The following is a 22,180-nucleotide window of genomic DNA, read 5'->3' on the forward strand; positions in this document are numbered from 1 at the left end:
GTATGCGATCTGCTCTTCGGTGAACTTGCTCTCCGTCACGGCATGACCTCACGCGGGAGGGATCGGCGGAACCAGCAGAGTCGGATCAACCCGCGGATTCGCAATTTGCGGAGGCACAACCATCTGATCATTCTTGTCATAGACGAACGTAGCCTCGTCTGACCGCGATGACGGAAGCGTTATCCGGATGATGGGTACGATGCGCTTCGAGGCTTGCTGGTAATCCACTTGGTCACCCTGAGCCCCCTTAAGTCCATTTGCGTGACCTGCAAGATAGAAAAATGCCATGACTGGCAGCTTCTCAGGGATATCTTGCTCCCATGTAGCTAAACGCAGTTCATTTTGCTCGTGCATGGATTCTTCGCCAATCAACGCCATTGCCTCAATGCTGGTTTTGAAAATCGCAGAGGTCGACGGGGCGCCGTGATGTACGTCGAAGCCACATTGGTGTGCGTGCTTATTGCCACTTGTGCTGCGGTAGTGTGAAAGCCATTCCGAAGCAGTTGAAATGCCTCGCGCCTGACATGGACCGCTGTCAGTCGGAAATGAGTTATCCGCGCCGCATCCTTTGTCCACTCGATTTTCAGTGTTGGCGTCGATCGGGAATGAGCATATAACTTCAGGCTCGACGACATTCGGCTTTATATTATACCTATACGGAACGAAAATTAATCCGTTACCGTACCCATAAGCCAGCTTGCTGAACTTCGAATCTTTTCGCAGATAGGAGAATGAGACGCCTCCACTCGAAACGGAAGCAGGACTCGGGTTCCATGAGTGGTACTGAGACGAATGCATGGTCCCGCGAAGCATTACTCCGGAACAGCGAAACGCCGGGTTTGTAGCACTACCGCAATCTGGAGCCAGATTATTGTAATTGTCCGTGAGCTGTTGCGCGACCTTGTTGCCAGCGACTCCGACGAGCGCGACCGAGCCATCTTCGCCCGAGTATGCATGGGCGAGTGATATTCCAGCGAGGAAAGACACTATTATTATCAAGATAAAAAACCATTTGTGTTTCATTTTCCACTTTTCTTAAAATGGATAAAATTTATGAGACATGCCGAATTTTCATCATCGGCACTCTTGCTTTTAATATGATTGAGCGAATGAGCTCCATCATCTCGCCCGGGCGCCAATGGAATGGACGCTCCGCGACATGGATATGTCGAAATGGCAAATAATCGGAGACGGTGTCGAATAGGTGCCATGGCGCCGTTAACTTTCCCGACGATATGGGCAGCCCGATGGCGTCATTGCTTATGGGAGTGAATGATGCGTTTCCACGACTCTCGCTTGCGACGGCTTCGGCGCACGGGAACCGCCCTCGGCCTGTCATGAACCGCGCGGTGGAATTTGTGGGGGTTGCGGCGGATATCGTCCGTACTCGCAGGCGATCGATCGTTGAAGTCCCGACGCTCGTTCGGCGCCGCCGTCACTGAGAATATTTGCCCAACGTCGGCGGCTCGTCGGTGGCCTCTATCTCGTTGCTCGATGTCTGCTGGTCCTGCCGCGTACTGCCGACAGGACCAGCGCTGGCAATGAGGTAGGTCCTAAGCACCACCCGCAACGCAGCTCAAAGCGTCATTCCGGTTGCTCACCACACGAAACCAGCGCCGACACCACCCGCCACAGTTCCTCGTGTGTTCGTCGAACCGGAAGCCTTGATGATCCAGCGCCCAGCGTAGGTGGACAAACCCACCGCAAGAGCAGACTGGCCGGCGTACGTGCCGCCGCCCACTGCGACGACGCTCTTCCCAGGCGCCGGCGCTTGCGGCAGCGACGCAATGGCCACGGCTGACGCGGTGCCTCCATTTGCATCCGCACGATCGTGTTCGATCTGCGATCGCAAGCCGCCCATCGATTCGTTGAGCTGTTGGACGTTGACGGCGTCCGTCGGTGCGACACCGGCCGACACGTTGGTCAGCGTACGCGTCATGCCCGTGGCGCTGTTGCCGAACGAGACGGCATTGTCCGCGTCAGCCACGGAACCTGCACCAATTGCAACGCTGTTAGTGCCCCAAGCGGTCGCGCCCTGTCCGACCACGGTGCTGTTCTCGCCGTGAGCGGATGCAGATTGCCCGATCGCCGTGCTATTGATCGCACGTGCATCCGCCCCGGCGCCGATCGCTGTCGCGCCCGACGCTTGCAGCGCCGAATTCGCGCCGATTGCCGTGGTGTCGCCGGCATCGCTGTCGATAACGGAGCCTGAGCCGGCCCCGACGTCGCTAACGTCCCGGCGCAGATTGGCCATCGTCATGACCCGACCATCACCGCGCGGATCGCCGGCATCGGTTTCGATCTTGCTGACGCGATTGTCCATCGCGCCCATTCGGTTTTCGAAGTCGCTTTGCAGCGACGACAACTGGCCATAGTTCACCGCGTCGTATCGGCTCTTGCCATCGGCAACGTTGGTCAGCATCACCGGCGCTGCCGACGGACCGCCCAGCGTCACCGAGCCATAGTTCGGATTGCCGTGCGAGTCGAGATCGTAGCGCAGCGCCAGCGAATCCGTGGCGCCATACGCCGCAGCCGCCTGCACCGCCTCCGATACCGTCCCGTACTGGTGACCGTGCACTTCAATCGAATGAATGGCCACGTGGCCGCTTCCATCGACCGTCGTGTCGCCGCCGATCGCGTTCGCAAGACTCGTAGCCGCGCCGTGCAACTGCGCCACGTTCACCGCGTCGGTACCCTGCGTACCCGCCGCAACGTTCACGATCTGGCGCTCGCTTCCGGCATTGCCCACTGAAACGGTATTGGCTCGACTCGCCTGGGAACCCGCCCCCAGTGCCACAGCGCCGTTCGCCCCTTTTTCCACGAAGGCTTTCGCGCCGAGCGCCATCGCGTCGGTCACGTTCCGGGCAACGCTCGCCCCCGTGCCCAGCGCAATGCCATTCGTCGCGCCCACCACGGCCTCGGCGCCATTGCCGATCGCAATCGAACTTTCGCCGATCGCGTGCACATCGTTATTGCCGATAGCGATCGCGTTCTCGCCGTTCGCCCTCGCCTGCGAACCGATTGCAAGGGCGCTGGCACCATTCGTCGTCACATGCGAGCCGATCGCCACCGAGTACGGCTGCTCGGCACCGGTTTGCGCCATATTGCCGATCGCCACGGAGTTGTCCGAGTTCGCGATGGTACGCATGCCAATGGCAATCGTGTCTGCGCCCGACGCAACCGACCCGACACCGATTGCAGCCGAGGTCGTACTCGCCGGATCGCCGTCGGCGATACTCGCCGCGTTCGGCAGGCTACCGTCAGCACCCTGGCCGTCGATCAGCACGAAATTGGACAAACGTTGCTCGTCGATGGCAAAGGGATTGGCAACCAGCAAGCTGCGCCGCGACGCCAGATCGGACGAGAGCTTGTCGGTACGGCTCGACACCTTCCCGATCGCATCAGTCAGCTGATTCAAGTTGACTGCATCGGTACCTTTCGTACCCGCCGCCAGGTTCGAAATGCGGCGCTCGCGCCCGACGTCGCCCACCGACACTTGGTTTGCTTCCAGTGCGACCGAGTTGATACCGATCGCAACCGAATTGACTCCGGTCACGCGCGAACCCGCACCCAAAGCGATCGAGCCATTCGCTATCGCATTTGCACCGGCGCCAATCGCAACGGCATTCGTTCCCGTCGCAATCGCGTCTACACCTTGAGGCTTGATCTGGATGGCCTTCATTGCAAGGCTGACGTCAGCCAGCTCATCCCGTATCGGCTGCGTCGCAGCAGTCAATTGCCCCACATTGACCGCATCGGTATCCGCACTGCCTGCCGCGACGTTCTTCAATGTCGTGCCATGCTCGCCACGCAGCGTTATCGTGCTGCCCGCGGCATCGTCGTACGCCACCGCGTTCGGATCGATACCGCCGCCACTGTCCGCGGCTGCCGCGATCGCGTCGCCGACGTTACCGTAGGTTTTGTCACCGACGCGATACTTCGGCGCCATCACGTTACCTCTCGCGTCCACCGTCGAACCGCCCCCCAGTGCCGTCGCGACACTCTGTGACGCACGGTGCAATTGCGAACCGTTTATCGCTTCCATACTCGTCGCACTGACCGTGCCGGCCGCCACGTTCTTCAGTGTCGTGCCCTTCACGCCAAGCGTGATCGAGCGCTTGGCGGAATCGTCATAAACGACCGCATTCGGATCCGTACCGCTATCGACGGCTGCCGCAATCGCATCCGCGACGTTGTCGAAAGATTTGCTGCCCACTCGATATGTCGGCGTCGTTACGTGGCCGTTGGTGTCGATATTCACGCCAAGCACGTTCGCCACCCTCGAAAGCTGGTTGACGTTGACTGCATCACCGGCGTGCGCGCCGTTCTTGACGTTGGAGATTCTAGAACCCGATACGCTGATTCCCGCTCTGGACGACAACACAAGCCGGCTGCCGGCAATGGTCGCGCCTTCGGCATCGACGATTATCCGATTCGCCTTGAACGGGTCGTCACCATAAAACAGCCCGGCCGATCTGCTTCCCGCCCATACTCCCGACCACAAATATGTGTCGGCCCCATTTCCAGAGGTAAGATAAGAAAAATACCGGCCCGCCATCTGGGAAAAATGAGCCCCACGCACACCCCTATAATTTGAATTATCCCATCTAGCGCAATTTTCAAATAGCACGCCGCTATTTATACAATTGCTGGCCACCGGGGTTTCATATCCAATGTATGGATTATGCGCATACGCGGCAGAAGAAAACAGGACACCACACCCGCCGCCAGCGACCGTCGCGAGAAAGACGGAAACCTTATACAGCTCGCGCGCCCCCACGTGCAACACCGTGCCTGAAACAAATTTACGTCGCATACCAATCAATTCCAATAGTTACAACACAAACCGACAACCATCAAAACAATTCGCAAGATTTTTAAAATCGGTTGCGTTGGCAGCAGAATACCGGCATCTGGAGAGCAGCCTCAATACATAGTCGGCGCGCTGTTGTAATTTCGGAAATTTCTCTAGTTCCAGAATTATCTAGCAGCGTTTCGAAGCGAACACGCTTATCGTCCCGGTCGGGCGGTTACATATATCCAGTTGGCGTTGCCCCCTCCGCGCCGCGTAGCGACGGATTAGATGCATAGCATCCTTGGAGCACCGAATGTCGGTGTTTCGGTGGTTGGCAACCGAGGCATCGTGGAAGATCAATGCTCACGGGCATGCACGCCGATCTCTCTTTCCAAGCGTTGTGCAACGCGCGCCCCGTGGTTTGCCGTCAGCGCCGCAGGGCGAGAGTCGACACGACAACTCCTAAAACACCCGAACGATACGGAGGAATTTATCGAACAGAAAAATGGCGATTAAAAATCGCAAAAAGGGTGCCGCCAGCCAATTTCCACCAACAGCATCACCATGAATCATTTATTCAAACTTTTATTATCTTCAATAGCAATCTTTTTTCTCAGCCAAACTGCACTCGCACAAAACACCGCCACCCAGGCAGAAGCAAAAGTTATCGACTACGTCGGACCTATTGCGATCAGCCAGCTATACGATTGGTATTACAAAACTCCCAAAAGCTGCGGCGGCCAGTATCGACCAGCTTTCCTGTGTAGCGGAGTAATGTTGCGCGCCACCGTGGAAAGTCCCGCATTCCGGCCATGGAACCCAAGCCCGGCCTCACAAGCGAGTGGCGGCGTCTCTTTCTCGTGGATCAGAGCCGACAGTAATTTTTCAAAGCTTGTTTTTGGTTATAAGAATGGATTCATACTATACCCCGGATATAGCACGCTTCAAGGCAAAGACAGCATCATGGTTCTCTGTGCTTATTCAATGGATGGAGGCACCGACCAGCGCCCTGGGAATGGTTGCGGCGCGTCCGCCAATTACCCTACCGAGAGCCGTCCCTGCATCGAGCAGGGAATCACAGATGCTCAAAAATGGATAAAACATTTTGATTCGCTAAAGATAAAATACAGCGATCAATGCGGCTGGGATGTCACCAAAGGACACTCAGGTACCGCAGATCATTTTTATCAAAGCATTCTGGCGAGGCAAAAGATGCTTTCGCCATGGTGGGATATCCAAAACGAGTTGCGCGTGGCTACATGGAAGCAAAACAATGGCAAAAAACTTCCGATTCATTCGTTTTTCTACATAACCGGCGACAATCAGGCCCTAATCAATGCAAAAATCGATCAAAAAACCTTCTATCAGGAATATGGAATTGTAGTTCCGGTGGTTGCGATCACTCTTCCAACATCGAAAGGCAAGGAAGCCTCTTTTTCCTATAAACGCAGCGATCAATCTTCGGAAGTTTTGTAACTGACTTGGGGGTTTTGCCCCCCAAGCTCGGCATGGTGTTCGCCTTGGTGCTGTCATGATCCCTGGTGCTGTCACCGGGCTTGGCGGGTGGCTCGTGATTTCCGAAAGGGGCTGGCCAGGATATCCGACACCGTCCGTAACGTGAAGACGTGCCATGTCATCCGATGCGGAATCCATGCTGCGACGTCACTCCCGTGTGGTCCGCACGATACCGGACCCGTCCGATTACGCCGCACCGCTTCAATCCTGGGCGGCCCCCTGTCCATGCACGACAGAAGCAATCAGAGACGCACTCAGCAGCAGAAATTCCTGCACTGTATACCCGAGCTTCCGCGCCGCCGACTCGATATGTCGGTAATCACTGGAACCCACCTCCACGATCACTGCCTTACCGTCCACCCAAGCGCTTCTCATTCCTCCTCCTTGCATCCGACTTCTCGAATCTACTCGGCTTCATCCTCGATGCCATTTGCAACGTCGCCCGGTACCGAAACACCCCAAAAAAGAGCTGTAACGATTAGCATTCTAATTACCGCCATACTCACCAAAAAATCGCCCAAAAAATTTACTAGTAGAAGGCAAATACAAACCTGATAAATCCCGATAAGACTATAAGGCAAAGCGTCCATTTTACATATCAGCCAATGCTTATTTTCAATCCAAGCGCGTAGGCGCATTCTGGTTTTATTCTTTGATGAGCATAAGCGGTCTATCACTTGCTAAAATTTGCCGAAATTAATTTGGGAGATTCTGAAATGGCTTGGCGCGTTGTGCTCGCAGACGACCATCCCATCATGTTGCTCGGTTGCCGTCTTCTGATTGAGCAGAATGGCATGGAGGTCGTGGGAGAGGCGCGCGACTCGAGCGAGTTGATGTCAATCCTGGCCCACGTCGCCTGCGATATCGTCATCACGGATTTCTCGATGCCCAACACCGGACGCGCCGATGGACTCGCAATGCTGTCGACCCTTCGACGGGATCACGGCGCCTTACCCGTCATCGTGCTCACGAATATGGCGAATGCCGGTTTGTTGCGTGCAATGTTGAACGAAGGCGTACTGGGCATCGTGGAAAAGGGAGCGGAAAAAAGTGAACTGTTCGCTGCCGTTCGCACTGCGCTGCGAGGCGCGATCTACATCAGTGCCAGACTGCAGCGCGAATTGACGAAACTCGGACTGACCGAGATGGAAAGCCAGCGGGCCGCGAATTTGACGCCCCGCGAGTTGGAGGTGCTGCGCCTTCTTGCCAGCGGCAAATCGCCGACGGAAGTCGGCCAGATACTACATCGGACCATCAAGACCGTCAGCTGGGCCAAGACATCGGCAAAGCGCAAGCTCGGCCTCAAAAGCGATGCCGAACTGTACGAGTATGTCGTCAATCTCGGACTCATTGGCTGATGCCGCTTGCCCGGCCGCGACGGCGGTCGGACGTGGCAGACGGCCCCGGTTCAGGCGTCATGCCCACCGGAACGATTCGATTCGCGCCCCCATCAACTGAAATGTGCGTGCCGCATCGGCGGCAGCATCGCCATCCAATCGCACGGTAAGTCAATTTTGAAGAACAGCTTGTGGGTCAGCTTGCGGTTGAGCGTGGCTGTCGTCGTCGCGGTCCTGAGCACGTGTCCGATCGAGTCCGTAACGGTTGCAAATGTCGGAGAATCGACGCTTCGGTCGGCGGTGCCCTGGCCGAAGGAACCGACGGTGCCGATACAAACTCATCGCACGGTCGAGCGCTTGACGCTTACGCCGGAAGACCGTAGCTGGCTGGCCTCGCTTCCCCCGATCAAACTGGGCGTGGACCCGGAATGGGCGCCCATTGCCTACCTTGACGCAAACGATCGCCCGAGCGGCATTGCTGCGGACTATCTGGGCCATATCTCGGCATCGCTAGGCATTCGCTTTGCTGTCGTGAAAACGAATTCGTGGGCGGAAACCTTGTCTCGCGCGCAGTCGGGTGAACTGGATGCTGCCATACCGGTCAATACGCCGGTCGCCCGCGACGGGGTCTTGCTCTATAGCGTCCCGTTCATCACGCTCCCGGACGTGGTCGTGACTCGACCTCACGTGTCGCCGCAAGGAATCGTCGATCTAGCCGGCCGCCGGATAGCGGTCTCGGATCCCAGCGAGCTTCCCGCCACGGTACGGCAACAGATGCCCGACGCGGAAATCGTCATGGCCGCGAGCGCTCATCAAGCGATGAGCGCGGTGGCAGAAGGACGTGCCGATGCCTATGTCGGAAACGCGGCGATCGTCGATTTCAACATCCGGAACTATTTCCCTGGCATTCTCAAGATCGCGTCGCCGGCCGATCTCGACAGCCGGCTGAGTATTGCAGTCAACCGCCGCTACGAACGACTGATTCCCCTGATCAACTGTGCGCTTGCAGCTATCCCCAAGAGGGAACAACAACGCATTCGAAGCCGATGGCTGTGGCCTCGATATTCGGCGGGCCTGCCATGGAAAACGTTCGAGCTTGTGTTGCTCGGCACCGCGATCGTATTGGCAACCATTACCACTGCATACGTCCGGCTGCGCCGCGAGGTTCGCCGGCGATTGGCAGTTGAGCGTGAACTGGCCGATCAGCTCAGCTTCCGCGAAGCGCTGATGGAATCCCTTCCATACCCATTGGTCGCGAAAGATAGCGCGAACCGATATATCGCGCTCAATCACGCTTATGAAACTGCATTCTCGGTGAAGCGCGACGAGCTGATCGGTAAAACGACGCTCGACGCGTCGCCGCTGGATCCCCAATGGAATCGGAGCATCCACGCGATGAGCGAACGAGTTCAGGATCAGCAACAACCTCATCACGCCGAGGTCAATCTGATGGATCGCGACCAGAAGCAGCGGTCCTGGCTGTACTGGATGCATCCCTTTCAATTGCCGAGTGGGAAGCCGGGCGGGCTGCTCGTCACGTTGGTGGATGTCACCACGATTCGTGATGCAGAACAGCGTGCACGCGCGCTGGATCAACGATTGAGGCGCGTGACCGCCCATCTTCCGGCAGTCGTCTTCGAATTGCGTCGCACTCCGGATGGCGTGCTCCGTTTTCCTTATGTCGGAGGCAATACCCGCGCCATGTGGGATCTGGATGCGCAAACGATGGAAGACGATGCGCTGACGGCGCTTTCACGGGTGCATCCCGATGACCGACCTCTCATCAAATCGGCTGTCAGGCATTCCGCACGGACCATGCAGCGGGTTTCCATCGATTTTCGCTGCCGTTCCCAGGGATGCGAGCGCTGGATTCACACGGAAGCGACACCCCAAACCGAGCATGACGGGACGATATTCTGGAGTGGCGTGTGGTCGGATGTCACTCACATCAAGGCGCAAGCCAGGGAACTGGCCCGTGCGAAAGAAGTGGCCGAATTGGCCGCGGCATCAAAAGCGAGATTTCTCGCCACCATGAGCCACGAGATACGCACACCGATGAACGGGATCATAGGGATGCTCGAGCTGTTGCGACACGAGTCGTTGAGCATCAGGCAGCAGCGCATGCTTCACATGATCGGGGAATCCGCGATGACGTTGATGCAGATTCTCGACGACGTTCTGGACTTCTCGAAGATCGATGCAGGACAGTTGGAAATCGTGAACGAACCGACCGACCTGCGCGCGCTCCTGGACGGCGTCAGTGCGGTAGCCGCCACGCTCGCCCACGACAAGGGCCTCGTCGTGCGCAATTTCGTCAGCCACCGACTCGCCGCTGAACTCGAGATAGACGGCCTGCGTCTTCGCCAGATTCTATTCAACCTGATGAGCAACGCAATCAAGTTCACGGAAAGCGGCGAGGTCGGCGTACGCGTCGAGATTATCGACTACCGCAATGCGTGCCAGCGCGTTCGCTTCACGGTACACGACACAGGCATCGGCATCACCCCGGCGCAACTGCAATGTCTGTTCGCGCCTTTCACACAGGCCGACACGTCGATCTCGCGCCGCTTCGGCGGCACCGGTCTGGGGCTGGCCATCTGCAAACGACTGGTCGAACTGATGCAGGGCTCCATTCGCATTGACAGCACGCCGCGTGTCGGTACGCACGTCATCGTCGAATTCGACCTGAACGTCCATCTTGTGGCTCGGTCTACGCCGGTCGCAGGCAAGCAGGCCACTATCGACTTATCCGACATAGCGCTCGCGGCCGCGCTGCGCGAAGTCCTGATGCCGCTCGGCGTCGTCGTGACCGGCGATACGTCGCGGGCAGACATACGCTTTGTGGACGAATGCCGGCTCTTCGAAATCCGCGACGACGGGCTCGTTATCGGCCTGACCGACGAACCCATCCCGACGGGCTACGAGATCTCGCCCGACGGCACGTGTCGGCTCAGCCACAATCCGTTGACATGCGCCGCGGTCGAAGCACTATGCCTTCATGCCACTGCCGCACCTCGCTTCGCAGGGACCGATACCCGCCCTCCATCCGTTGAATATCCGTCGTCGGGTATTCGAATCCTCGTCGTGGACGACCATCCGATCAATCGGCTCGTCATCGAGGCGCAACTCGCTCGACTCGGCTATACCGCCATTGCGGTCTCCAACGGCACGGACGCACTGCACGCGCTGGACGATTCCGGTATCGCGCTGGTGCTCAGCGATTGCGCGATGCCGGACATGGATGGTTACGACCTGGCGAGACGTATCCGCTCCCGGGAGCCCCGATCGCGGCGCATCCCCATTCTTGCGTTGACGGCCAACGCATTGCCCGACGAAGCGATTCGGTGCGCCGAAGCCGGCATGGACGGCCTGCTCGTCAAACCCACCACGCTGGCGGTACTGCGCGAGCAGCTCGCGCGTTGGGTGCCGACGGCGCCTTGCCAGATACAGACGGACGCCATGCGCTGGCTTTCCCCGCCCGTCTCGCCTGAAGAACGCACGCACTTGCCCAAGCTGATCCGGGGATTTCTGGCCGAGACCGCGAAGGATATGGCCTTCCTTCAGGCCGCAATACAAAGCGGCAACGCAGTGGCGGCGGCCGAGCATATCCACCGCATCGCCGGTGCCAGCAAATTATTCGGCTCGGATGTCCTGGCTGATGCCGGCGAGCGATTATCCGAGCGACTTCGAGAGGATGGCGTGACGGGCCAGGAGGCAGCACTGGCGGCGTTTTTCGCACAAGTCGAGCAGTTGACCACCAGACTCAGCACGTTGATGGCCGCACAGCGTGAATAGTGTGGCCACCCGGCGCGAAAAATCGGATTGTGGCGAGCGCCACCTCTAAAATGAAAGTCGGCCCTTTCATTAGCGGGTCGGGCTATTCCGCTCGGCGGCAGCAGTCGATACAGCAGCCTGCTGCATCGTGTATGCCACCTCTCGGCGAAATCACCCTGCGCGATCGTGTCTCCGGCGCAATTGACGCAAAACGTGCCGTGCGCTTCAAAATGCTCGCGACCTCAGCGGGGGTCAACCAAGGGTTGGTCGTCAACATCAGCGATACCACGCCCGACACCTGGGGTGCCGCGAGACTAGTGCCATGCATATCGCCGTGGGACGCATCGGCTGGTACTCGCGTACCGGTATGGGAGAGAGTCCCGATGTTCGTCCCCGGTGAGCTCAGCGTCACACGTGAATGCGTATTGCCGCCGAGCACGCGACGACCGGCCTGGTCGCTTTTCGCCACTGAAATCATATCCCGACGACCCGGCGATGCATCGATCTCGCTAACGACATCATTGCTGGCGGCAGCGACAACCGTCACGCCTTGCCCCATGAGATCGTCGATAGCGTCCTGAAATGTCCAACTGCAGGCGTCGACCGATGCGACGCTCAGGTTGACTGCCTTTTCAGGACGTCGATTTTCCAGCGCGCGAGTAACCGGCACCGTCGCCCATCGCGTTCCGTCAACTACATCGTTGTACATGTCCCGTGCCATCACGGTGCCGTAACGCTGCGTCCCGCCGGACGATCGGCGCATCTTGACGACGATCTCGTTGCCGTGGTTTTCCTTCCACCCGATGCTCCCTACCCCAGAATCGCCACCGCATGAGGAAAGTAATACGGCTATCATTACAAAAGCGGGGCATAAGAGCGGGAATTTCCTGCGATCTTCAATCACGTCGAGCTCGAAAACGTAATTCAACGGTGGCGCGGGCGGCCCTTTCATTGAAAAGAACCATTGTCAGAAAATGGTCGAACCGCGTCAAAAAATCAGCTAGCCTCGCCAAAGCATATCCCGCACGGCGTCTACCAGATCGACATTGGTCTTCACGCCGAACTTCTTCATTGCATTTGCCTTTTGCGTACTGATCGTTTTCCGACTTCGACTGAGCTTTTCCGCGATTTCCCCGACTGCCATTCCGCGCGACAGAAGCCGTACCACATCAAGCTCGCGCGGTGACAATAAATTGGTTCGCGCCTGCCTGTCACCACCTCGACCCGAATCGCACAGCATATCTCCCGCAATGTCCGGATCCACATACCTTTTCCCGCGCATGACTTTATCGACGATTTTCGGCAAGGAAAGTGAATCGTCACTCGATTTCACAACGAATGCCGATACGCCCTTTTTCATCACGCGCTGGACGGACAGTCCATCCCTCAACTCGGCCAACAGGATAATCTTCACGTTCGGATGGTTTCTGCGGATGGTTTCAAGCATTCGCATCCCGTCCGGCTCCGGATCGTCGCCAAATGCATAATCGCAAATCAACACATCACATTCGAAAGTGCTCAACATCGACGCCATGCCGGACAACGTATGCGCCTCGGCGACGATTTGCATACTTTCCACACTCGAGAAAATGTGACGCAGGCCCTGCACTATCATCGGATAGGAGTCTGCGACGACAATATTTATCTTCCGTGCCGAAATAAAATCATCTGCATTCATGCCGGACGAAAACGAACTCGAATAGCTTTCTCGATCAATAAAACTCATCGATGGAAATTCCAAACATGGCTATCAAAAAACTGTCGTGGCGACACCTCCGACACGACAGAAGGTATCAAGTCACTGCGACAGTACGCTATCCCAAGCTGGAGATCGTGACACCGACGGTCGCGCGAAATCCAATGCCTGAACAATAGCGCTCGACATCGCCGTAAGGGACTAGAAAATTCTCATCGTCGGTGCGAAAAAAGCACATTCATCGTGCATCATTGCGAAGACCATGGCGCGAGAAAGGCGCTTAGATGCGTTTGTAACCTACATGCGCAGCCCGTCCGGTATGTGCACGTGGCTCATGCCCGCCGTTCTCAGCGCAGATGGCATGTCGCGCCCGATCAAATGGCATTGTTCGATCACGCGTTATGGGGTGCCCACTGGCGGAACGGCTTCGGATCGTGAGGATTTCGGCTAGGTCGTGAACGCGTCGTCCACTGTCAATACGGGATCAGGCGCGGGTGGTTGATGGAGTCGAAGTACCACTTGCCCTGTTCGGAGAGGGGCTCTCGACGGCGGGAATGATCCCGCGTCGCTTCCCGCCAGTGCACGAATTCAGCGTCGGTCATGTCAAGTCCTTCGGCCAAGCGCTCTACCGACGCTCCATGCTCGGCCTTGGCTTGCACGTTCGTGCGCATCGTTCGCACCGAGGTGTGCCCGCCACGGTTGTGAGACTTCGTCACTGCCGTCGGGGCGGCAGCGTTGCGCACCGGGTCACGATGCGATGCCTCATCCCGTGACATGGCACGCGAATACGGCCCCAGCGCCGCCTCCACCTCTACGTCGTCAGCGGCCGATACGCGCGCTGGTACCGATTGCCGCGTCGACACACCGGAGATGGAGCCCCGGTAAACGGTGTCTGGAGATGGATGTGCTGGCCCGTTTTCGAGCATATGTGTCGCAAGGCAGCACGACGCCGCGAACGCAAGGCCAACGGCAAGCGTCCGCCGCAACGAACGGGACGCAGGACGCTGACGCAGCCATGCAGCGTTGCCAGATCCGAAATCCGCCGCGGACGCTTTTGCTTGCTCACGCGAGATTCCGTGGGAGCACAAGTCGAACACGCGTGGCCCGGGGCCGCCCCTTTTCTCACACATGCTACGGCACCGACCGTACGGCGGCGGCACATCCGAAAAAGGGGGCGTAAGCGGGAGCGCGAAACGACCGGTAATGTCCTGCATATCCGTATGTGAGCGACGATTCTGCCGACACGTGACGCGTCGCCCCTCCGTCAATTTGAATGAAGTGCCGAGTATCGCTGTGGGTTCCGACCGCCGTAAATCAGCCAAGGACGAATCAGCGCAGTCCGGCGTCGGCCGATTCCCATCCGCCCCGGACTTGCATCCGCAGCAGTGTAGTAAGCACGATGGTGGCAGCCATCGCGAGCAGAACGCTCCCGGCAGCAGCACCTACGGAGTCGTGGCCGGTGCCTGGAGAATCACCGTCGATGTCGGCTCCGCCGCAAGCGCGCCCGTCGCTGCGCTTGCCCAATGGGGTTGCGATTGATCTGGAATGCTCGTGCAGAACACACCCCTGTTCAACGCGATGATGCGTTTGTCAAAGCCGGTGAAGCGGTGCTCATGCTTTGGAATCGGGATCAGCTCGAAGCTGCCGTCGCGATCGCGGGGGACGTCGACCCGGACCGGGCCGCGATCGGTGATGACCGTTTTGCCGCCGGCGCCGTTGCGCTCGTTGGCCTGCCCAGTGGCTTGGACGGGCTCTGCAGGTAGCCCAGATGCAGATTCATCTTGGCGCCTATCGCGCGCTCGATGACCGCCTTGTTGAACGCCAGCATCAGGTCCTGCACCTCGGCAGGCGTCATCGGCCCCTTGACCAACTGGTCCAGCAGTTGCTTGGGCTATTATTCAGGCAGCGGCCCGCGGGCCGCTGCCTGGGACGCCACCATTCGTTTCTTCTTCATTGGCGGCATATCCATGACTTCTACACCTCATGATATGCCCGCCCACGAAATCACGGATAGGTCCTTAGTTAGAGGATTTGGCGCCTCTCATGCGTAGCATGTCGATGGTCTTCAATGTCACCTTGTGGCCTCCCGACGAGTAGAGCCCGTCCGACACTTCCTCCACAATGACGACGGTGTGCGGACGAATATACTCTCCCGCTATTGCCGCAATCGCGTCGGTAACGCCATCCATCATCTGCTGCGTCTTCTCTTGCGAAAACGCGCCTTTCAGCAGCTTCAAGGTGACAACTGGCATTGCTTTTCTCCCATAGGAATTGCCATCACGGCTTTGGGGCGCCCACATCACGAGGCGGGTACGCCCGGAATGAAGACCTTTCAGATGTACGTCAACCCAATATCAGGACCAAGCCTAAAGCGTGAGCGGTTACGGTTTTCCTGACGGCAACCACGCTTGCATTTCGACAGCGGGTAATCCAGGACCCCGGCAGGTCACTCAGATCACTCGCCGCCGGTACAAATCCACCACCTTTGAAGAGGAGTGCCGGCGTGGCATGGCGCGATCAAAAAACAATATAAATTGATTCGCGCACTTTCGAAATCAGACAATTCTGATATTTATGAGAAGCGCACAGGCGTAATCTGGCTTTTTGGTTGGCGCACATCGGCCCCATATCATTTGGCAAACTCGGCCGATACTAATTAGTGGGGAGTCTGGAATGGCATGCCGTGTTGTACTCGCAGACGACCATCCGATCATGCTGCTCGGCTGCCGCGTTCTGATCGAGCAGAATGGCCTCGAGGTCGTGGGGGAGGCGCGCGACTCCAGGGAGTTGATGTCGATCTTGGCACGCGTCGCGTGCGATGTCGTGATTACCGATTTCTCGATGCCTAACGCCGGACGTGTCGACGGATTGCCTATGCTCTCGATCATTCGACGAGAACACGCAGCCTTACCGGTCATCGTGCTCACAAACATGGCAAATGCCGGGCTGTTACGCGCGATGTTGAACGAGGGTGTGCTGGGTATCGTCGAGAAAGGAGCGGAAAGGAACGAACTGTTCGCCGCCGTCCGTGCCGCCCTGAGAGGGGCAGTCTATATCAGTGCCAAGCTGCAGCTCGAACTATCGAAGCTTGGGCTGACCGAAACAGAAAGCCGGCGTGCTGCTAATTTGACTCCTCGAGAGCTCGAAGTGTTGCGCCTTCTCGGCAGCGGTAAATCACCGGCTGAAGTCAGCCAGGTTCTCCATCGGACAATCAAAACGGTAAGCTGGGCCAAGATATCGGCAAAGCGCAAGCTTGGCCTCAAAAGCGATGCGGAACTCTACGAGTACGTCGCCAATCTCGGGCTCAACGGTTGACACTACCCTCCTCACTGCAAGCGCTATTGGACGTCACGGTTCCCCCGGCACAAGATCCATGCCCCAAAGCGATGAGGTACACGGCGAGTTGAAATGCTCTATACGGCGCGCGTTACAACGTACTCCACATAATCCGTTATTTTGAAGAATACCTTTTGGATAAGTGCCCGGTCGAGCAGTATCATTGCCATAGTCGTCCTGACTATGAGTCTGATCGATTCGGCAACGGTTGAAAATATCGAAGCATCAGCGCTTCGGTTGACGCTACCTTCGCCGACAAACCCGGTGTCGCCGCCGCAGATTCCTGACGAGGCCCACGGTTTGGCACTCACGGCAGATGAGCGACGCTGGCTGGCTTCGCTGCCTCCGATCAAACTTGGCATTGACCCCGACTGGGCACCGATCGCCTACATTGATGCCAATGGTCGCCCGAGTGGCATCGTCGCCGACTATCTGGCATATATCTCGAAATCCCTTGGCATCCGCTTCGCACTGGTGAAAACGAAGTCGTGGGCAGAAACCTTGTCCCTGGCGCAATCAGGTCAAGTGGATGCCGCCGCGCCTGTCAATGCACCGACGGGGCACGGCGACGACTTGCTCTACAGCACTCCGTTTATTACCCTTCCCGACGTCATCGTTACCCGCCCCCACGCGCTGCCGCAAGGCATCGTCGATCTCGCTGGCCGTCGAATCGTTATTTCGGATCCAAGCGAGCTTCCCGCTCAGGTATTGCGCCAACTGCCAGACGCCGATATTGCCGTGGCCACGAACGCCTATCACGCGATGCAAGAGGTAGCGGAGGGGCGTGCCGATGCGTATCTCGGAAACGCAGCGATCGTCGATTTCAACATCAGGAGCTATTTCCCGGGTGCTCTCAAGATTGCATCACCTGCCAATATCGAGAGTCGGTTGACCATTTCAATAAACCGCCGCTATGAGAGACTGGTACCTATAATTAATAACGCGATCGCCGCGATGCCAAAAATGGAGCAGCAACGGATTCGAAGCCGTTGGCTTTGGCCTCGCTATTCAGTCGGACTGCCATGGAGGACCTTCGAGCTTACGTTACTAGGCGCTGCGGTCATATTGGCGATCATTATCATCGCGTACATCCGGCTTCGTCACGAGGTCCGTCAGCGGCTGGCGGTCGAGCATGAGCTGGCAGACCAGCTTAGCTTTCGTGAAGCGCTAATGGAGTCGCTACCGTATCCGCTGGCCGCCAAAGATAGTGCGAACCGATATATCGCGCTCAACCATGCCTATGAAACCGCATTCTCGGTGAAGCGTGAGGACTTGATTGGTCGAACAACGCTGGAAGCTTTACCGGTGGAGCCCGCATGGAGTAAGCAAATCCACGCCATGAGCGAGCAAGTCCAAGATCAAAATCGAGCCCATCATGCCGAGGTCAACCTGATGGACGGCGACCATAAGCTGCGGTCCTGGTTGTACTGGATGCATCCGTTTCAATTGCCAAGCGGAAAGCCAGGTGGCCTTCTGGTGACGTTGGTCGATGTGACGACCATTCGCGACGCAGAACAACGTGCGCGTGCTCTGGATCAACGTTTAAGACGCGTGACTTCTCATCTTCCGGTGGTCGTCTTCGAACTTCGCCATACACCGGATGGTGCACTAAGGTTTCCTTATGTAGGTGGTGATACGCGTGCCATGTGGAATCTGGATGCGCTGACGATGGAAGCCGATGCGCTTACGGCGCTCTCGCGGGTTCACCCCGACGACAGGCCTCTCATTAAAACCGCCGTCAAGTACTCGGCGCTTACCATGACGCCGATCTCTATCGATTTTCGATGTATGTCACATGGCCGCGAGCGGTGGATCCACACCGAAGCGACGCCGCAAACGGAGCCAGACGGCACGATGTTCTGGAGCGGAGTCTGGTCGGACGTCACTCACGCGAAGGCGCAGGGGGAAGAGCTCGCCCGTGCGAAAGAAGCGGCTGAAATAGCGGCAGCGTCGAAGTCGCGATTTCTCGCCACCATGAGCCACGAGATCCGCACGCCGATGAACGGGATCATAGGGATGTTGGAACTGTTGCGCCACGAATCGTTGAGCACAAAGCAGCAACGGATGCTTCACATGATCGGGGAATCTGCGATGACGTTGATGCAGATTCTCGACGACGTTCTCGATTTCTCGAAGATAGATGCCGGACACTTGGAGATCGTGACGGAACCGACTGATCTACGGGCACTCGTGGACGGCGTCAGCGCCATGGCCTCGACGTTGGCTCACGATAAGGGCCTTGTCGTTCGTAATTCCGTCAGTAACCAACTCGCCGCCGAATTGAACGTCGACGGTCTGCGCCTTCGCCAGATTCTCATTAATCTGATAAGCAACGCGATCAAGTTCACGGAAAACGGCGAGGTTGGCATCAGCATCTCCGTCTTCGACCAACGGGAAGCGTGCCAGCGTGTGCACTTCACGGTACATGACACGGGCATTGGCATCGCGCCCGCGCAACTGCAATGCCTGTTCGCGCCCTTCACGCAGGCCGACACTTCGATCGTACGTCGCTTCGGCGGCACTGGATTGGGTTTGGCCATTTGCAAACGCTTGGTCGAGCTGATGCATGGATCCATTCACATCGAGAGCACGCCGGATTTCGGCACTCGAGTCACGGTTGAACTGGACCTGGACGTACAGTTGCAGACTCGTTCCACGCCGCTAGCGGGAAAACATGCACATATCGCGTCGTCCGACCCGGCGCTAGCCGCAGCGTTATGCGAACTCTTGACACCGCTAGGTATCATCCCTGCGGGAGCCGCCTCACAGGCAGTCATACACTTTATCGACGAAAGTCGACTCGAGGCAATCGATAATGACAAGCCAGCTATCGGACTAACGGACGCCCCGATTCCAACGGGCTACGAGATCTCGGCTGACGGCACCTGTCGGCTCAGCCACAATCCGTTGATGTACTCCGCGGTCGAAGCACTTTGTCTACATGTCGTCGGTGCAACTCCATCCGCCGAGAACGATATCCGGAATCTGCACGTCGAATATCAAACGTCGGGAATTCAAGTTCTTGTCGTCGACGACCATCCGGTCAATCGCCTGGTCATCAAGGCGCAACTTGAACGACTCGGTTATACCGCTGTTGCGGTATCCAACGGCATGGACGCACTCCGAGTACTGGACGATTCCGACTTCGCATTGATACTCACCGATTGCGCGATGCCGGAGATGGACGGCTATGAATTGACGAAACGCATCCGCTCCCGGGAACATCGATCACGGGATACCCCCATTGTTGCCTTGACTGCAGGCGCGTTGCCCGATGAAGCAATCCGATGCGCGGAAGCCGGCATGGACGGCCTGCTCATCAAACCGACAACCTTAGCCGTGCTGCGTGACAAACTCGCGCATTGGATTGGAATTTCGCCTTGCCCGACACGGCCAGACTCAATTAGCAGTCTGGCCCAGCATCCCTCGCCCGAAGAAGGCGCATACCCGCCGATATTGATTCAAGGGTTCGTGACAGAGACCTTGAAGGATATTGCCTTCCTTCAGGCAGCAGTAGCCGACAAAAACGCGGTAGCCGCCGCCGACCGCATCCATCGGATAGCTGGCGCAAGCAAATTGTTCGGCTCAGGTGCTTTGGGGGATTACGGTGAAAAACTGGCCGCCCAACTTCGGCTGGGTGACCTCTCGGGTCAAGAGGCGGCATTGGCGGTCTTTTGCACCAAAGTCGAACAACTCATCACACGGCTTAACAAGGCACGCACCAGTGGCGAGTGATCCGCCATGTCGAAACACGCCAGATTTCCAGATCATTTGCGCCGCTGCGATGAGCACGAACAGCAGGACGACCGTCCTGAAAATTTCAGGGGACATCTTGTCCCGCAGCGGACGAACCAGCCACATGCCGGCAATCGCTGGCAGCGTGGCGGCCACCGAAATCGCGAGATCCGCACCGCTCGCCTGCGCGGCGCCGCTGAACGTAGTGAGCAGCGTCACGACCGAAACCACGAGGATGATCGCGATCTGCTTCGTAAACGCCCGGCCGCTCGCTCCGGACGAAATCAAGTAAGTGGCAAGCAACGGGCCGGGAATCGACGCAATGCTCTCCGTCACTGCCGCACCGAAGCCGAGCGTGAAACCAACAGGTTTGCGCCATGCGGGTGCCAAATTGAGCTTCGGTGCCGCGAGCATCAGTGTCGCGACCACAATCAGTACTGCGCCAGAGGCTGCCTGTGCGTGACCCGAGTTCAGCGAAAGGAGGATCGCCACGCCGACGATATTACCTAATACCGTCCATGCGATCGGCGCGGCGATTTTCCGCGCCGTTGCAAGCACCTGACCACCTTCGAGCGCCTGCGGAATGTTGCCGAGAATGATCGGCATAGACAGCAGCAATACTGCATCCCGAATCGGCATGAACTGGCTGACGATCGGCATCGCGATCAGCGGCACGCCGATGCCGGTGATGCCCTTGGCCATTCCACCCAGTACAAGCGCAACAACGATCTCGATTAGGTCGAATGTCGGAAGCACCTGCAGGCTGGAAGCTAGCACCCCTTCTGTCACATTGAATTGCATCATCGAATGACATGTCTCGGCATATCTATCAGCAGCCGATGTCGATTGCACCTGTAGGAATCAACCACGCCCCACGTTGCCATGAAATAATAGGTTAACTCCGCCGTCCAAATGAGCGAGCCGCGCACGACTCAAAATCTCGCCTCAGCACGGTCAAATCAGTCTTGACGCTCCAATACCGCATCACGCGCAACCCAATGGCCCGTGCAACGTCATCTTTCAACAAATCATCTCGGCGAGTATATTGCCACGCACACGACCTATCATCCAACTCAACAGCATACAATAAGCCACCATCGCCTCCACGAACCACGAAATCGAAAACCTTTCTATTATATAGTTTGATATTCGATTTATCATTATGCTCAGCATCAACGAGCTCTTTCAAAGCAACTTTCTTGAAAATGTCCGCCTCCGGCAATGCAGTGCACAATCGATCATAAAACTCTGACTCTTGCGCAGCGGTAAGTGCCCGATGTCCATGAGGAGCTGCGCCCGCGAGCAAAGGTTTGGGCTCGCTTTTTATCATTGGACCGCGCCTCGCGGTGAGCTTATCCGGGCAGTCAGGATGACTTCCGACGTCAGGCACTGCCGTTCCGGCCACTCGTCCACGCTCCACAAGCAACTCGCTCTCGAACTGCGCACGCCCCGGCGCGAGCGGCTCAACTCCCTTCGCAAGACTTTGACGCTCGGCCCCCGAACCACCTTCCGATTGCCACCTATATTTTCGCGAACGCCTTACCCCGTTCACGCCAAGAGCGACAAAAGCCGCACCGACAATCGCAAGAAAAACCAGCAACAGAGCCATCATAGTTTTAGTTATATTTGGAAAATCTGAATTTTCTTTAACGTTCGAAAATCGATCAAGTCTCCCGTGACAATCCGCAACACCTCGCCACCAAATCATCTTAATTAGATTATTCCAGTTGCAAAATCGATGATCACCTTGCCGTTCATGCGAACGCGGTTCACCGAAGAACAAATCATCGGCATCTTGAAGGAAGGGCGACTGACATGAAGCCATCAGAGCTGTGCCGCAATTACGGGATCTCCGAAGCGACCTACCACAACTGAAAAACCAGGTTCGCCGGGATGACGGCCCCGAAGCGCGGCACCTGAAGGAATTGGAGCGGGATAACAACAAGCTCAAGCACCTGTTGGCCTCTACGAATTCCGTCCGACCTCACATGC

The 22,180-nt window shown here is 57.3% G+C and carries 12 protein-coding genes and 2 pseudogenes; 5 read left to right on the top strand and 9 right to left on the bottom strand.

Going from position 1 to position 22,180, the window contains the following annotated elements; translation table 11 throughout:
* Positions 1–48: 48 nt before the first annotated feature.
* Positions 49–1,023 (bottom strand): N-acyl homoserine lactonase, encoded by a 975-nt coding sequence (locus JMF86_RS34130; protein ID WP_201317409.1) that lies wholly within the window; start codon positions 1,021–1,023, stop codon positions 49–51.
* A 574-nt stretch (positions 1,024–1,597) separates the two neighbouring features.
* Positions 1,598–4,816: a YadA family autotransporter adhesin gene (locus tag JMF86_RS34135; protein WP_201317410.1), complete on the bottom strand. Its 3,219-nt coding sequence runs from the start codon at positions 4,814–4,816 to the stop codon at positions 1,598–1,600.
* A gap of 543 nt (positions 4,817–5,359) precedes the next feature.
* Between JMF86_RS34135 and JMF86_RS34140 the strand changes: the two genes are divergently transcribed.
* The 3 genes from JMF86_RS34140 (at position 5,360) to JMF86_RS34150 (ending at position 11,442) form a co-directional block, all read left to right on the top strand.
* Positions 5,360–6,271 carry an N-acyl homoserine lactonase gene (locus JMF86_RS34140; RefSeq protein WP_201317411.1) on the top strand — a complete coding sequence of 304 codons (912 nt, stop codon included), beginning with the start codon at positions 5,360–5,362 and terminating at the stop codon, positions 6,269–6,271.
* Between the two features lie 755 nt (positions 6,272–7,026).
* Positions 7,027–7,668 (top strand): response regulator transcription factor, encoded by a 642-nt coding sequence (locus tag JMF86_RS34145; RefSeq protein ID WP_050014196.1) that lies wholly within the window; start codon positions 7,027–7,029, stop codon positions 7,666–7,668.
* Between the two features lie 168 nt (positions 7,669–7,836).
* Positions 7,837–11,442 carry an ATP-binding protein gene (locus tag JMF86_RS34150; protein WP_236593055.1) on the top strand — a complete coding sequence of 1,202 codons (3,606 nt, stop codon included), beginning with the start codon at positions 7,837–7,839 and terminating at the stop codon, positions 11,440–11,442.
* An 82-nt stretch (positions 11,443–11,524) separates the two neighbouring features.
* Here the strand turns inward: JMF86_RS34150 and JMF86_RS34155 are convergent, their stop codons facing one another.
* From JMF86_RS34155 to JMF86_RS34175, 5 genes and pseudogenes are all read right to left on the bottom strand, one after another.
* Positions 11,525–12,349, bottom strand: a complete 825-nt coding sequence (locus JMF86_RS34155; RefSeq protein WP_201317412.1) for a S8 family serine peptidase — start codon at positions 12,347–12,349, stop codon at positions 11,525–11,527.
* A gap of 72 nt (positions 12,350–12,421) precedes the next feature.
* Complete coding sequence (locus tag JMF86_RS34160; RefSeq protein WP_236593056.1) at positions 12,422–13,147, bottom strand: response regulator transcription factor; 726 nt, start codon at positions 13,145–13,147, stop codon at positions 12,422–12,424.
* A 443-nt stretch (positions 13,148–13,590) separates the two neighbouring features.
* A complete protein-coding gene (locus tag JMF86_RS34165; protein WP_201317414.1) occupies positions 13,591–13,788 on the bottom strand; it encodes a hypothetical protein in 198 nt (65 codons plus the stop codon).
* 906 nt (positions 13,789–14,694) lie between these two features.
* Positions 14,695–15,071 (bottom strand): annotated as a pseudogene (locus JMF86_RS34170) (transposase); the annotation flags it as partial.
* Positions 15,072–15,135: 64 nt separating this feature from the next.
* Positions 15,136–15,369 carry a tautomerase family protein gene (locus tag JMF86_RS34175; protein WP_050014192.1) on the bottom strand — a complete coding sequence of 78 codons (234 nt, stop codon included), beginning with the start codon at positions 15,367–15,369 and terminating at the stop codon, positions 15,136–15,138.
* Between the two features lie 421 nt (positions 15,370–15,790).
* On the opposite strand from JMF86_RS34175, the gene JMF86_RS34180 reads away from it, so the two are divergent.
* Positions 15,791–16,432: a response regulator transcription factor gene (locus JMF86_RS34180; RefSeq protein WP_201317415.1), complete on the top strand. Its 642-nt coding sequence runs from the start codon at positions 15,791–15,793 to the stop codon at positions 16,430–16,432.
* A gap of 204 nt (positions 16,433–16,636) precedes the next feature.
* A pseudogene (locus tag JMF86_RS34185) lies at positions 16,637–19,798 on the top strand (ATP-binding protein); the annotation flags it as partial.
* 240 nt (positions 19,799–20,038) lie between these two features.
* Here JMF86_RS34185 and JMF86_RS34190 read toward each other — a convergent pair.
* A complete protein-coding gene (locus tag JMF86_RS34190; RefSeq protein ID WP_236593058.1) occupies positions 20,039–20,992 on the bottom strand; it encodes a sulfite exporter TauE/SafE family protein in 954 nt (317 codons plus the stop codon).
* Positions 20,993–21,083: 91 nt separating this feature from the next.
* Entirely contained in the window at positions 21,084–22,013 is a 930-nt protein-coding gene (locus JMF86_RS34195; protein WP_082409467.1) for a DUF2726 domain-containing protein, read from the bottom strand.
* Between the last annotated feature and the right edge of the window lie 167 nt (positions 22,014–22,180).

This window comes from Burkholderia sp. E168m15 (assembly GCF_016586105.1).
GTDB lineage: Bacteria > Pseudomonadota > Gammaproteobacteria > Burkholderiales > Burkholderiaceae > Burkholderia > Burkholderia orbicola.